At 67.3% G+C, this 12,591-nt stretch carries 14 protein-coding genes; 8 read left to right on the top strand and 6 right to left on the bottom strand.

Annotated elements, in window-relative coordinates; all coding sequences use genetic code 11:
• Nucleotides 1-8 precede the first annotated feature (8 nt).
• From NO998_RS07055 to NO998_RS07040, 4 genes are all read right to left on the bottom strand, one after another.
• Complete coding sequence (locus tag NO998_RS07055; RefSeq protein ID WP_267646400.1) at nt 9-878, bottom strand: TasA family protein; 870 nt, start codon at nt 876-878, stop codon at nt 9-11.
• Between the two features lie 111 nt (nt 879-989).
• On the bottom strand, nt 990-2,159 hold the full coding sequence (locus tag NO998_RS07050) for a TasA family protein (protein ID WP_267646399.1): 1,170 nt from the start codon (nt 2,157-2,159) through the stop codon (nt 990-992).
• A gap of 6 nt (nt 2,160-2,165) precedes the next feature.
• The gene (locus tag NO998_RS07045) at nt 2,166-2,303 is read right to left on the bottom strand and encodes a hypothetical protein (protein WP_267646398.1); all 138 of its coding nucleotides are present in this window, start codon (nt 2,301-2,303) and stop codon (nt 2,166-2,168) included.
• 15 nt (nt 2,304-2,318) lie between these two features.
• Complete coding sequence (locus NO998_RS07040; protein ID WP_267646397.1) at nt 2,319-3,512, bottom strand: TasA family protein; 1,194 nt, start codon at nt 3,510-3,512, stop codon at nt 2,319-2,321.
• Nucleotides 3,513-3,789: 277 nt separating this feature from the next.
• Here NO998_RS07040 and NO998_RS07035 point away from each other — a divergent pair, with 277 nt between their 5' ends.
• Nucleotides 3,790-4,359 carry a DUF7344 domain-containing protein gene (locus NO998_RS07035; protein WP_267646396.1) on the top strand — a complete coding sequence of 190 codons (570 nt, stop codon included), beginning with the start codon at nt 3,790-3,792 and terminating at the stop codon, nt 4,357-4,359.
• Here NO998_RS07035 and NO998_RS07030 read toward each other — a convergent pair whose 3' ends face one another.
• Nucleotides 4,360-4,677 (bottom strand): EthD family reductase, encoded by a 318-nt coding sequence (locus NO998_RS07030; protein WP_267646395.1) that lies wholly within the window; start codon nt 4,675-4,677, stop codon nt 4,360-4,362.
• 95 nt (nt 4,678-4,772) lie between these two features.
• Here NO998_RS07030 and NO998_RS07025 point away from each other — a divergent pair, with 95 nt between their 5' ends.
• The 5 genes from NO998_RS07025 to NO998_RS07005 all read left to right on the top strand — a co-directional run bounded on the left by NO998_RS07025 (nt 4,773) and on the right by NO998_RS07005 (nt 10,113).
• A complete protein-coding gene (locus NO998_RS07025) occupies nt 4,773-5,678 on the top strand; it encodes a DUF7260 family protein (protein WP_267646394.1) in 906 nt (301 codons plus the stop codon).
• A 72-nt stretch (nt 5,679-5,750) separates the two neighbouring features.
• A complete protein-coding gene (locus NO998_RS07020; RefSeq protein ID WP_267646393.1) occupies nt 5,751-6,107 on the top strand; it encodes a SpoIIAA family protein in 357 nt (118 codons plus the stop codon).
• 257 nt (nt 6,108-6,364) lie between these two features.
• On the top strand, nt 6,365-7,354 hold the full coding sequence (locus NO998_RS07015) for a transcription initiation factor IIB (protein WP_267646392.1): 990 nt from the start codon (nt 6,365-6,367) through the stop codon (nt 7,352-7,354).
• A gap of 66 nt (nt 7,355-7,420) precedes the next feature.
• The gene (locus NO998_RS07010) at nt 7,421-9,472 is read left to right on the top strand and encodes a PAS domain-containing sensor histidine kinase (protein ID WP_267646391.1); all 2,052 of its coding nucleotides are present in this window, start codon (nt 7,421-7,423) and stop codon (nt 9,470-9,472) included.
• 47 nt (nt 9,473-9,519) lie between these two features.
• Nucleotides 9,520-10,113, top strand: coding sequence for a response regulator (locus tag NO998_RS07005; protein WP_267646390.1), 594 nt, complete (start codon nt 9,520-9,522; stop codon nt 10,111-10,113).
• Between the two features lie 38 nt (nt 10,114-10,151).
• Here NO998_RS07005 and NO998_RS07000 read toward each other — a convergent pair whose 3' ends face one another.
• The gene (locus tag NO998_RS07000) at nt 10,152-10,562 is read right to left on the bottom strand and encodes a hypothetical protein (RefSeq protein WP_267646389.1); all 411 of its coding nucleotides are present in this window, start codon (nt 10,560-10,562) and stop codon (nt 10,152-10,154) included.
• Between the two features lie 135 nt (nt 10,563-10,697).
• Here NO998_RS07000 and NO998_RS06995 point away from each other — a divergent pair, with 135 nt between their 5' ends.
• Nucleotides 10,698-11,858 (top strand): acyl-CoA dehydrogenase family protein, encoded by a 1,161-nt coding sequence (locus NO998_RS06995; protein WP_267646388.1) that lies wholly within the window; start codon nt 10,698-10,700, stop codon nt 11,856-11,858.
• Nucleotides 11,859-11,918: 60 nt separating this feature from the next.
• A complete protein-coding gene (locus NO998_RS06990) occupies nt 11,919-12,509 on the top strand; it encodes a hypothetical protein (RefSeq protein ID WP_267646387.1) in 591 nt (196 codons plus the stop codon).
• Nucleotides 12,510-12,591: the final 82 nt, after the last annotated feature.

Genomic DNA, 12,591 nt, shown 5'->3' with positions numbered 1-12,591 from the left:
ACGTTCGGTCATGTTTGGAGTGTCACAGTCAGGTCGATCGTGATCCGGCCGTCGAGTCGGGCCGGCGACGCGTCGGCGTCCCAGTCGACGACGAGGGCGGCGCTCTCGCCGCTGCCGAGCGTGCCCGACGCGCCGTGGCAGGTCGCTCCGTCGGCCAGGGCCTCCACGGGAACGTCGTCGAACAGCGTCTCCTCGGCACCGCTCGCGGGGTCGATCCCGAGCGAGACCGAGACGTGTTCGGCGAGGTCGGTGGGTTCGGCCCCGTCGGAGGGGTTGGGAGCCGACTTGCCGGCCTTCGAGCAGTCGTCGTTGTCCCAGCGTCGGTCGGCGGCGAGAACGCGCTGGATGTAGCCGCCCTTCCCGCCCGTTCGGGTGTACGTAAACCGCCAGCCGTCGCCGTCCCGTTCGAGGTCGTCGGTCCCGATCTCGACGGAACGGGCGTCGCCGTCGCCGTGTTCGACGGTCACGGACACCGGCGAGTCGGGCTGCCGATCGAACAGCAGCCGTGCCTGCCCGCAGCCGTTGAACACCACGTCGACGATCGGCGACTCGTCGGGTGCCGGTCCGCTCCCGCCGGCGGTCACGCTGTCGACGCACACCGTGAGGCCGGCGGCGAGGCTGCCCGTGTTCGTCAGTTCGAGGCGCTTGGCCCCGCTCGCGCCGGCTTCGACGTCATCGACGGTGATGGTGGGACTGACCGCGCCGTCGCCGGTAGCGAGCGACACGGTCCCCGCCTGGACCGTCATCGCCCCCCGTTCGCGGTCGTCAAGCAGCGCCCACGTCCCGACGCCCGCGGCGCTCAGCGAGCCGCCGATGGTGGCGAGACTCGTCAGTAATCGCCGCCGCGAGAGCGGTCGGTCGGTGTGATCGTTGCCCATCTGGATCCGAATGCACGCCGGCGGAGTCGAACCGCCGGAGCGACCGCGGTGAGCGTCTGTCGCTCCCCGGGCCGGCCCGCACCCGCGCGTGTCGTCGTTGGTTGATCGATGCTACTCGGGCGTCATCGTGAGCGGTACGAACGTCTCGGTCCCGTCGTTCAGGGTCACGTCGAGGGTGACACGAACCGGCTCGTCGGTCATGTCGAACGGGTAGCTGCCTTCCGTCTGTCGGAAGGCATAGAGCGACACCGTCGCGGTGTTGCCGGCCGCGATCACCGCTTCCCGGTCGGCGTTGTCGTCGTAGCCGTCCGCCGTCAGGTCGATCCAACCGGGGACGGGGAACTCGCCGCTCCCGCCGTCGACCCAGCCGTCGGTGTCGGCATCGACGTACACGTCGGCGCCGAAGTCGTAGTTCCCGTTTCGGTAGCCGGAGCCGCCCTGGAGGTCGCTCAAGAGTTCGAGATCCGTGTTCGCGGGCTGGACGTGGAGCGCGGAGACGGTCGCCTCCTGCCCGAAGTCGTTCGTCACGGCGAACCGAACGCCGGCGTTGTTCCCTTTGGGACCGATCGTCGACGCGTCGACTTCCCGGGTCTCGGGAACGACCGTCTGTCCCCGCTCCTGCATGAGCGCGAACGCGAGGTCGATGACGACGCTATCGCTCTGGACCTCGTTGCGGACGTTGTCGGAGATCTTGTAGTCCGTCACGAACTCGATCTCCTGTCCGGCATCGAGCTGCAGGTCCGCGGGCCCCGAATCACCGTTCAGCGAGTAGGCCCCGAGCCGAACCTCGGACGCCAGTTCGTACTCGTTCTCGTCCCCGACGAGGTAGTGTGGGTCACCGTCGACGAGCAGCTTCATCTTGATGTCCAGGCTCTGTGCCAACTCGCCGGTGTGGTCGCCCCCGGAGCTGGCTCCACGCGGATCACGCTCCAGCAGGGCGCCCGATTCAGGCTCGTTGACGCCGTTTTCGGGGTTCGCGAAACCGGCGACGCCGAACGTGAGGTAGCCAGGGAGCGTGCCGTCGTTCCGGATCCTCGTCGAGTCGCTGCCGGTGTTGCCCGGAGCGACGTTCGACACGTCGACGACGGCGTTCGAGCCGCTGCCGTTCACCGTGAGGTCGAGCGTGCCGGCCTGCACTGTGTTTCCGGTACTCGATTCGGTGTCGCTGAACAACGCCATCGTCCCTGCACCCGCGGCCGAGGCGGCGGCGCCCAGCGTGAACATACCGCCGAGCGCGCGCCGTCGGGTGATCTCCGCCGACCAACTGTCGTCGTCGCTCATGCGTGGCTACCTCCGGGTTCCTCGCTCGGGCGCGCCGGTCGACTTCTCGCCCTCGGCGCCGACGGGGCTGTCGCTCCTGTCGGTGCCAAGCCCGGTGTGGGTTCGGCGTCCGGCGAGGCGGACGATGAGGGACTGTTCACTCATGCGAGGTCACCTCGGTTACTGCGAGTCCTCTTGGTTGAGCTCGACCTCCACGTCGAAGTCCACCGAGTCGTTCTGGACCGCGTTCCCCACGTTCGGGGAGAGCTCGTACTCGACGATCACGTACTTGCTGCCACCCGAATCGAGAGGCTCGTTCGGCTCCGCGTCCACCATCGGGAGACGGTTGAGTTTGCCCGCCGAGACGAACGTGTCGTTCGAGCTGGCTGCCGCGTCTGAACTGACCGAGACGGTCACGTCCAACAGATCCGCGAGCGTCCGGAGCTCACCCGACTGGATCTCGACCATCTTCGTCGCGGTCCCGTCGAACGGGCTCGTCCCGGCCACAGGCGGGTTGTTGTAGCCGAACCCGGGGATGAGCGGGATCGAGAGGTTGCTCCCGGAAGTACTGGGGGAGTACGCAGCGAGGTTCGCCTGACCGGTGATCGCGAACGGGTCAGCGAGGTCGCCGGCCGGAACCTCCACCACGAATCGTTTGTTACCGTTCTCGAGACGGACGTCGTACCCGGAGGGGACCGGCTGATTGCGGTTGCGCGATCCGGACGGCAGCGCGCTCCCGTCGTCGTAGACCAGCTCGAACGTGTCGCTCCCGTCTGAATCCCGCGCGGCCAGCTGGAAGTCCTCGACGCCGTCGTTGTCGGCGTCGAACGCGAACGTGATCGAGTCGTCGAAATCGTTGCTCCCTCCGTCCGGGTCCAGCGCGTAGGGGAGGTCGGCCGTGACGACGACGGGATCGGAACTCAGGTCGATCTCGACCGTCGCGATACCGCCGAACTCAGACTGGAGCGACACCTGGTTCTGCGGGCTCGCGTTGTCGAACCCGTAGTGGATGTCGAACTGCCGAGTGCCGTCGAGGGACTGCTCGGGCTCCGGGTTGGCGTCATTCGGGGACACGTTCGCCACGTTGACGTCGAGGGAGCCGTTGATCGAGCCCTCGTTGTTCACCTGCAGGACGCTCGTTCCGGAATCGCCCGGGGCGACGTTTGACGCCGAAAGTGGCGCACTGCCGCCGTTGCCGAGGGTCAGATCCAGGGTCCCCGCCTGCACCGTGTTCCCGCTACTGCTCTCCGTGTCGGAGAACAGTGCCATCGTCCCCGCGCCCGCCCCCGCAGACGCGACACCGATGGTGCCCAGTCCTGCGAGTACTCGCCGCCTATTCAGCTCGATCGTGGAACCGCTGTCGTCGTCGGACATAGTTCGTTTTCCCACACACCGACCGTTCGAGCGGTGGTGTGCGACATCACAGCCATTGGGGTACACCCCCTTCTTCATGATTGACGTACACGTTCGTAGGCTCGCTGTAAGCGAGCGTATCACGACCATACACCGCTTTAGGACCGGCTTGCGTAGGGTGTAAGGCCGGCTTAATCGGCGAGGTTCCGGATTGTTCCAGAAGCGATGGACTCGTAAACATTTCAACTAACTTAGGTTATAGAAACTCTTAACTAATTGACTACTAACCGAATACACGATGGCCCTGTCCCAACGTTCCACCGCCGACGGCAGTGGAGATCTGAGTCAAACGGAGGCGTTCGACATACTCAGCAACGACAGGCGTCGCCACGCGCTCCACTACCTGATCGGACGAGATGAGGGGGCAGAGATCGGCGAACTCTCCGAACAGATCGCTGCTTGGGAGAACGGCGAGAACCTGGAGCAAGTGAGCTCCGAGGAGCGTCGGCGCGTCTACGTCTCGCTCCACCAAACGCATCTACCACGGATGGACGACGCCGGCCTCCTGCAGTACGAGAACTCACGAGACACGATCGAACTCACGGAGCGTGGGGAGTCCCTACGGGTCTACATGGAGGTCGTCGAGGGGAACGAGATCCCGTGGAGCGAGTTCTACCTCGGTCTCAGCGCGCTCGCGGCGGCGCTCGTCGCCGCCCTCTGGGTGGGAGCGCCGCCGTTCGGAATGGTGCCCGACCTCGGGTGGATGGTCGGGTTGGTCGCCCTGTTCGGCACTACCAGCGCGGTCCACGTCTACTACGCCGACCAGCGCCGTCTCGGGGGCGACGGTGCCCCGCCCGGCATCGAGTAACTACGCGACGAACTGCTCGGTCTCCTCCATGAACAGGGTCTCGCCGGCTTCCTGGTCGGAGAACTCCGCGGCGTCCGCCTGCAGGGCCTGTCCAGCCTCGGAGTCGAAGGCCGCACTCAGTGTCTCCATGTCCTCGAAGTACACCTCGGCGACGCCGTCGTAGGCGCTCTTCTCGGGGTCGGTCGGGTGGGAGGTGACGTAGCGCTCGACGCCGGGCAGTTCCTCGACCAGCGGGACGTGTTCGTTCTCCCAGTACTCCCGGAACGCGTCGTAGTCGAGCGACTCCTTTCGGACCAGCAGCACGACCATCTTGACCATGCTCGTGTGTCCAGCGGGCCGGGTTTGCTTCTGTCGGTCGAGTGCCAGCCACCCTGTTGTTTGAAGTAGGTCCGCGCCACACACTCACACGATCAATGCCCGCTTCATACAGCCTCGCGCCGGAGATCGATGGCGGCGTCGCCACGTGTAGCGGCGCGTTCGGATGCGTCGAGGCTGTCGCGGGTTCGGTGCTTGCACTGCTGCTGTGGGCCGGCCTCACGACGGGGTTGCTGTTCGCCCCCCGAGCGAACGTCCGTGCCGCGGTCTCGGCGCTCGAAGAGGAGATCGCCACGGTCGTGACCGAACACGACGCCCTCTCGGCGTTCACCACCCGTGTGGAGAAACTCCCGACGGCGGGACCGACCACGACCGTCGGCGCCGGCGGCGTCGGCGTCGTCGGTGCCGGGAGCCACTCCGCCGGGATGGCGAAGCTCAAGGAGGCCTACCGCGACACCGTGATGGCGGTCGACCACTACGAAAGGGACTACAACGAGCCGTTCGCTGACAACTTCGCCAACGAGTTCGGCGAGGGGGTCGCCGGCGCCGTGCTGGCGAACGAACGCCTCTCCCCGCAGGTCAAGCGCGCCGTCCTCGCCAGTGCAGCCGAGAGCCGAACTCAGCGACAGCAGTACCGTGAGACACTCGAACGGGAGCGCGAACGGCTCCGCTCGGCCGGCGACGCGCTCGACCGTGCCGCCACCAGATCGGCCGAACTCGACGGGGACCGCCTCAGGCGTCGCCCGTTCACGGAGCTCAGGGACCGCTACGAACGACTCGAAAGCGAGCGGTGTGCGCTTCAGTCGGCCCTCGAAACCCGCCAGCAGGAACTTCACGAGGGCGTGACCTTCGGGTGGCAACGCCGCGATGCCGAGTCGGTGTACCGCTACCTCTACCGCGACATCGACGCCACGTACCCCGTGCTGGCCGACGGGGCGCGGGTTCTCGATCGGTTCGACGACGTGGAACACCGGCTCACGACGGCCCTGACTGCGAAGGTGTAAGGCCGACCCAGCGTCGGGGACGCCCGGTAGCCGCCCCGACGCTTTTTGCCGTTTCCGAGTGTTACGTCGACGATGTACGAGACACTCGACCGCAGCGAGGGACGGGTGATCGGCTTCGAACTCCACGACGAGGTGACCGAAGCGGACTTGAACGGCATCCTCGGGGAGATCGAGCGGACCATCGCCACCCAGGACCGGCCGGTCCGGGTACTGTTGCGCTTCGACGACTTCCCCGGCGTCGAGTTCGGCGCACTCGACGAGGAACTCGGGTTCTGGTTGGAACACGGCGACGACATCGACCGCCACGCGGTGGTCTCGGGGAGCCGGCTGATCGAGGGGCTGGTGGCGGTCGAGGACCGCCTCACGGAGATGGAGATCCGCCAGTTCGACCCCGACGAACTCGCGGTGGCGTGGGCGTGGTTGGCGTAAGGTACCCGAGCGAAACCCTCAATAGAGCCCTTCGTTCACCCCGACGAAACCCTCAAGTAGTCACTGTACGGCTGTCCTCACGGATGGAACACATCCAGAACACTGCCGAATTATCGAGTGTCAGGGCTACACAAGCATTTCTCCCAGCATGCTAATCCGAGAAATTAGCCAGTAGATTCAAGTAGTGTGGCGTGGTACCCAGAGGTGAGACGACTGCAGCCCAGACCCATCTGTCTCTCCCCCCCCCACTACACCCAATGAGCGACAAAGTCCAAGCGTACACCAGCGAGCGTGCCGAGGCCGCAAAGAGCGAGCAAGAGACCGAGGACGAACAGGAGTCCGTCGACGAACTCCAGTGTCCCGAGTGCGGCGGCAGCCTCGCGACCGACACCGAACACGGCGAGACGGTCTGTCAGGACTGTGGCCTCGTCGTCGACGAGGACAGCATCGACCGCGGCCCCGAGTGGCGCGCGTTCGACTCCCGCGAGAAAGACGAGAAGTCCCGCGTCGGCGCCCCGACGACGAACATGATGCACGACAAGGGGCTCTCGACGAACATCGGCTGGCAGGACAAGGACGCCTACGGCAACCAGCTGTCGGCCAGCCAGCGACAGAAGATGCAGCGGCTTCGGACCTGGAACGAGCGGTTCCGGACCCGGGACTCGAAGGAGCGGAACCTCAAGCAGGCCCTCGGCGAGATCGACCGGATGGCGTCCGCCCTCGGCCTCCCGGAGAACGTCCGCGAGACCGCGTCCGTGATCTATCGGCGCGCGCTGAGCGAGGACCTCCTGCCGGGACGCTCGATCGAGGGTGTCTCGACGGCGAGCCTCTACGCGGCCGCCCGGAAGGCCGGGACCCCGCGCAGCCTCGACGAGATCTCCGCCGTCTCCCGCGTCGAGAAGGACGAGATCGCCCGAACCTACCGCTACGTGGTACGGGAGCTCAAACTCGAGATCCAGCCCGCCGACCCCGAACAGTACGTCCCCCGCTTCGCCAGCGACCTGGGCCTCTCCGACGAGGCCGAGCGCCGTGCGCGTCAGCTCCTCCAGACCGCGAAGGAACAAGAGGTCCACTCGGGCAAGTCGCCGGTCGGCCTCGCGGCCGCCGCCGTCTACGCCGCATCGCTGCTGACCAACGAGAAGGTGACCCAGTCGGAGGTCAGCGAGGTCGCCAACATCAGTGAAGTCACCATCCGTAACCGCTACCACGAGCTGTTGGAGGCCGAGGAGAGCATCCACATGCCCTGAGTCGGGCTGTAGTTCCGTTCACACCCACCGTCTGGTTTTACACCGATCCGTTGTGTTCGGTTCGCCATGCACAGTACGAGCCGTCGCGGTCGGTGGCTCCGCGGCGGCGCGATCTCGCTGCTCGGGATGCTCGCGCTCGCGCTCCCCGCAGCGGACCTCGCCCCTACTGTTCCCGATCCGTGGGGACCGGAGACGCTCGCGGGGAGTCTCGCTGTCTCCAGCATCGCCATGTCCCTCCTCGTCGGCGGCGCGTGGCTCGCCACACGGGAGTGGGAGACCGACCACCTGAACAGCGTCGTCGTCCAGACGTACGGGGTGACCGTCGCCGCGGCCGTCTTGGCCGGGTGGGCGACGGCCCTCTGGAGCACGGGCGACCCGACCCAGTACGTTATCGCCATCGACGGCGTGTTGATCGCCGGCCTGTTGGCGTTCGCCACGGCCGTGTTGAACGTCGAGAAGGAGCGCCGCAGCGAGGCCGCCCGGCGGGACGAGACCGCCCACCGCGAACTCGCGATGGAGGTCATCGACTCCTCGACGGTCGCCACCATCGTCGTCGACGCCGACGGCCGGATCGCGTGGCTCAACGCGGCAGCCGCGGAGACGTTCGACATCGACCACGAGTCGGCCGTCGGCCGCGGGCGCGACGCCGTACTCGGCGAGGTTCTCACCCCTGCCCAGCGAATCCCCGACGCCGACGACCCGGCTTACCGGGTTCGTACCGCCGGGGAGCCACAGTGGGTCGAGCGCTCCCGCCACCGGATCGAGGACGGCCTCCACGCCGGCGGCTGGATCGAGGAGTACCCCGACGTGACCGAGAAGCGCGAGGCCTTCGACGCGCTCGAGGGGCTTGCCCGCCTCCCCAGAGAGACGGAGGACCCCGACCCCGTCGGCCGCATCCTCGACGCCGGCCGGGAGTACCTCGACGCCGACTACGCCGCCGTCACGCGACTGGACGGCGACCGCTCCATCGAAACCGTCCGCTCTGACACCGTCGACCCCACGGCCGGCGACGCCGTCCCCGACCTCCACATCCGCTCCGTCGAAGACGTGGTCGACGCCGGCGGACTCCAGACCGGATCGAGCGACGGCCCCGCCGGGAGCGACGCCGTCACCGGCGGCTTCGAGTTCGACCACGGTGCCGGCTCCTCCTTCCAGACGTACGTCGCCGCACCCGTCGTCGTCGACGTCACAGAGCGAAGCTCTGCGGGCAACCAGAACGCTCCGCGTTCTGGTGACGCCGACACCGTCGCGGTGCTCACCTTCCTCGACCGTGTCGGCACCCCGGCGACTGCGTGGGAGCGCGCGCTCACGGAACTGCTCGCGGCGTGGGTCGGCTACGAACTCGGGAGCGACCGGCGCGAACTCGCCCACGAGCGTGAGCGCCTCGAGTTCGTCAACCGCGTCGTCCGGCACAACCTTCTCAACGGGCTGAACCTCGTGAACGCCCGCATCGAACACCTCGACGCCGGCGTCGACGGCCCCGAGGCAGAGGAACACCTCTCGGTGATCCGGAGCCGCGTCGACGAGATGACCGACCTGATCGACACCATCCGGGCGTTCATGGACGCCGCGCTGCACGACCGGCCGCTCGAACCGGTGCCGATCCGGGCGACGCTCTCCGAACAGCTCACACGCGCCTCGAAGCGCTACGACGCCACCTTCGACGTACACGACCTCCCCGACGCCGACCTGCACGTCACCGCCGACGACGTACTCGGGGAAGTGATCGGGAACGTCCTCGAGAACGCCGTCGAACACAGCGACGGCGAACCCGAAGTCGAGGTCTGGACCACTCGGGCCAGCCAACGGCTCCCGAGCGACGGCGTCCGTGACCGTCGTCGGACGCCGGCGGCACTGAGCGACGGTGGTCGGCGCGAGAGCCAGCGAACGCTCACGATCCACGTCGCCGACGACGGCCCGGGGATCCCGGACGACCAGAAGCGGGAGTTGCTCACGGCCGGCGAGGCGAACCTCTCTGACCCCGGGAACGGGTTCGGCTTCTACCTCGTCCACGAGATGATGGCGAGCTACGGCGGCGAGGTGCGCATCAGGGACAACGACCCACACGGAACGGTGGTCGACCTCGTGTTCCCGGTCAGCGAACAGCCGACGCCCTGAGCGGGGCCACGTCGGGGCTTTATCCGAAGGTCCACCGTTAGCAAGCCATGACCGAAAGCGACGCCGGGGGGCGTCCCACCGTCCTGGTGGTCGACGACGAGGAGGCGTTCGCGGAGTCCGCGGCCCTCTGGCTGGATGCCGACTACGACGTGCGTGTCGCCACGGACGGGAACGAGGCCGTCGAACGGTACGACCACGAGGTCGACGCCGTGTTGCTCGACCGCCGGATGCCGGGGATGGCCGGGGACGAGGCGCTTACACGGATCGACGCCGCGCCCGGCGACGCCGGGATCGCGATGATGAGCGCCGTCGAACCGGACTACGACGTGATCGACATGCCGTTCGACGACTACCTCCGCAAGCCCGTGGCGAAAGCCGACATTCTGGGGACGACCGAGAAACTGGCACGGCGCTCGAACTACCCCGACGAACTCCGTGAGCTGTTCGCCCTCGTCTCGACCATCGAGGCACTGGGTGAGCGCTACCCGCGTCACGAACTGGAGACCGACGAGCGCCACACCGAACTGGTCGACGAACTGGCGTCGAAAGCCGCCGCCGTCACGGCGGACGTCACCGAACTCCACGCCGAGGACGCCGAGCGGTTCCGCGACGGGTTCGATACGGCCCTGCGCCACCGCTAAGCGGTCCTCGATCGCTTCTGGCAGGAAAGCGGCCCTTCTCAGCGCTGCCACGCCGCGTAGACGTTCGTCGCCATCATCGCCAGCAGTTCGTCGTCGGTCCGGGCGCGGTAGCCGTCGTCCAGGCCCAGTCGCTCGACGGTGTCGAAGAACTCCACGCCGGGCTTACCGGTCCGGCGCTTCACCACCAGCACCGTCAGCGGCGGGCGACCGGCTTTTGCCTCGATGAAGGCGATGGCGTCGAGGAGCGGCGTCAGGCGGCCGGGGTCGTCGAACCCCAGCGTCTCGGCGAGTACCTCCTCGGTGATCGTTTCGCCGTCGGCGGCGACGCTCGCCAGCCGGTCGTAGCAGTCGGTCAGCAGCGCCCGGAACGTCTCCTCGTCGAGCGTGACCGAGTGGTGATCGGAGGCGTGGGCGTAGCCGCCGGCGACGTCGCGCGAACTCACGCTCATACGCGGATCACTCGGGGGAGACGTTAGTGTGTTTGGGCGCCACCGCGTGACACGGTCGGGGTCAATGGCCTCATGCGGACCGACGACGCCGGCGGACCGGCGGGGTTTTTGCCCGTCTCGCCCGAACGGCCGCGCATGAGCGAGCCCGGCCTGCTTGACGTGATCGACAGCGAGGAACACCGGATGATCCGCGATACGGTGCGTGAGTTCTGCGAGGAGGAGATCGCCCCCATCGCCCAAGAAGTCGAGAGCGAGCACCGCTTCCCCGAGGAGATCTTCGAGCAGCTCGGCGAACTCGACATGATGGGCGTCCCCGTCTCGATGGAGTACGGCGGCCTCGGCGGCGACCAGTTCATGTACGCACTCGTCACCGAGGAACTGGGTCGAGTCTCCGGCGGGATCGGGCTCTCCTACGCCGCACACGTCTCGCTTGGTTCGAAGCCCATCGAGATGTTCGGCACCGACGAACAGAAGGAGGAGTGGCTGGAGCCGCTCGCGAAGGGTGAGGGGATGGGCGCGTGGGCGCTCACCGAACCCGGCAGCGGCTCGGACGCCTCGGACATGGACACCACGGCCGTGAAGGACGGCGACGAGTACGTCCTCAACGGGACGAAGCAGTTCATCACCAACGCGAACGTCGCCAACAGCGTGCTCGTGAAGGCCGTCACCGATCCCGACGCGGGCTACGGCGGCATCTCGACGTTCATCGTCGACCCCGAGAACGACGACGGGTTCGAGATATCGACGGTCTGGGAGAAGATGGGGCTCAACTGCTCGCCGACCTGCGAGATCCAGTTGGACGACGTGCGCATCCCCGAGGACCGCCTGCTCGGCGAGGAGGGCGAGGGCTGGGAGCAGACGAAGAAGACCCTCGACGGCGGCCGCATCAGCATCGCCGCGCTCTCGACGGGGCTGGCACAGGGCGCCTACGAGGCCGCGCGGGACTACTCCACCGAGCGCGAGCAGTTCGGCCAGCCGATCTCGAAGTTCGACGCGATCCGCGACAAGGTCGTCGACATGCACCGGAAGATCGAGCGAGCACGACTCCTCACCCACAAGGCAGCGTGGGCGTACGACCAGGGCCAGACGGTCGGCCGCGAGTCCGCACTCGCCAAACTCGACGCCAGCGAGGCCGCCCGGAAGGTCGCCGAGGAGTCCGTACAGACCCTCGGCGGCTACGGCTACACCGAGGACTTCGCGCCCCAGCGGTTCTACCGCGATGCGAAGCTGATGGAGATCGGCGAGGGGACCAGCGAGATCCAGCACCTCGTCATCGGCCGCGAGATCGGGCTCTGAGCCGGGGCGAACCGCGCTCGGGCCCCCACCCTTGATAGGTCCGGGGAGAGAGGGGAACGTATGGGAAACGACCCGCCGGACCCGCCGGACTCGGACGCCGATTCCGACGGCGGTTCCGGGGACGCCGACGGCGGCGCGGACGGGAGTTCGGGGGAATCGAGCGACTGGGAGGAAATCGAGATCGAACCCGGGAGCAGCACGGTCGAGACGCACGCGAACTCGACACAGACCTCCGAGGACTCCGCCGACGCTCCTGACCCGCCGGACGCCGATTCGGACGACGAGAGCGATTCTGATTCGGACACCGACGCTGATTCCGACAACGACTCTGACTCGGACAGTGATTCCGACTCCGACAGCGACTCCGATTCGGATAGTGACTCGGACTCGGATTCTGACAGCGACTCCGACAGCGATTCTGACAGCGACTCCGACAGCGACTCCGACAGCGACTCCGACAGCGACTCCGACAGCGACGAGGGCTCCGGCTCCTCGAAGAAAGACCAGGAGTCCCACAACTCCGACTGGAAACAGGACGCCTTCGAGGGGAGCACCAGCAGCGGGAGCGGCGGGAAGTCGGGCGGCTCCGAAACGGAAGAGGGGATCGTCGAGGGGACCGAGCAGGCGATCAAGGACGCCCTCGAGGAGTAGAACGACGACTGGGCTCCCCGCCACCGGCGGCCGGCGATGCTCCGGCCAAACGCGTTCCGGCGGCGTCCTCGGGGCCTCACCG

It is taken from the genome of Halolamina litorea (assembly GCF_026616205.1).
In the GTDB taxonomy this organism is placed as follows: Archaea; Halobacteriota; Halobacteria; order Halobacteriales; family Haloferacaceae; genus Halolamina; species Halolamina litorea.
The sequence above is the reverse complement of the archived record's forward strand: the minus strand, read 5'-3'. Positions and strand labels throughout refer to the sequence as shown.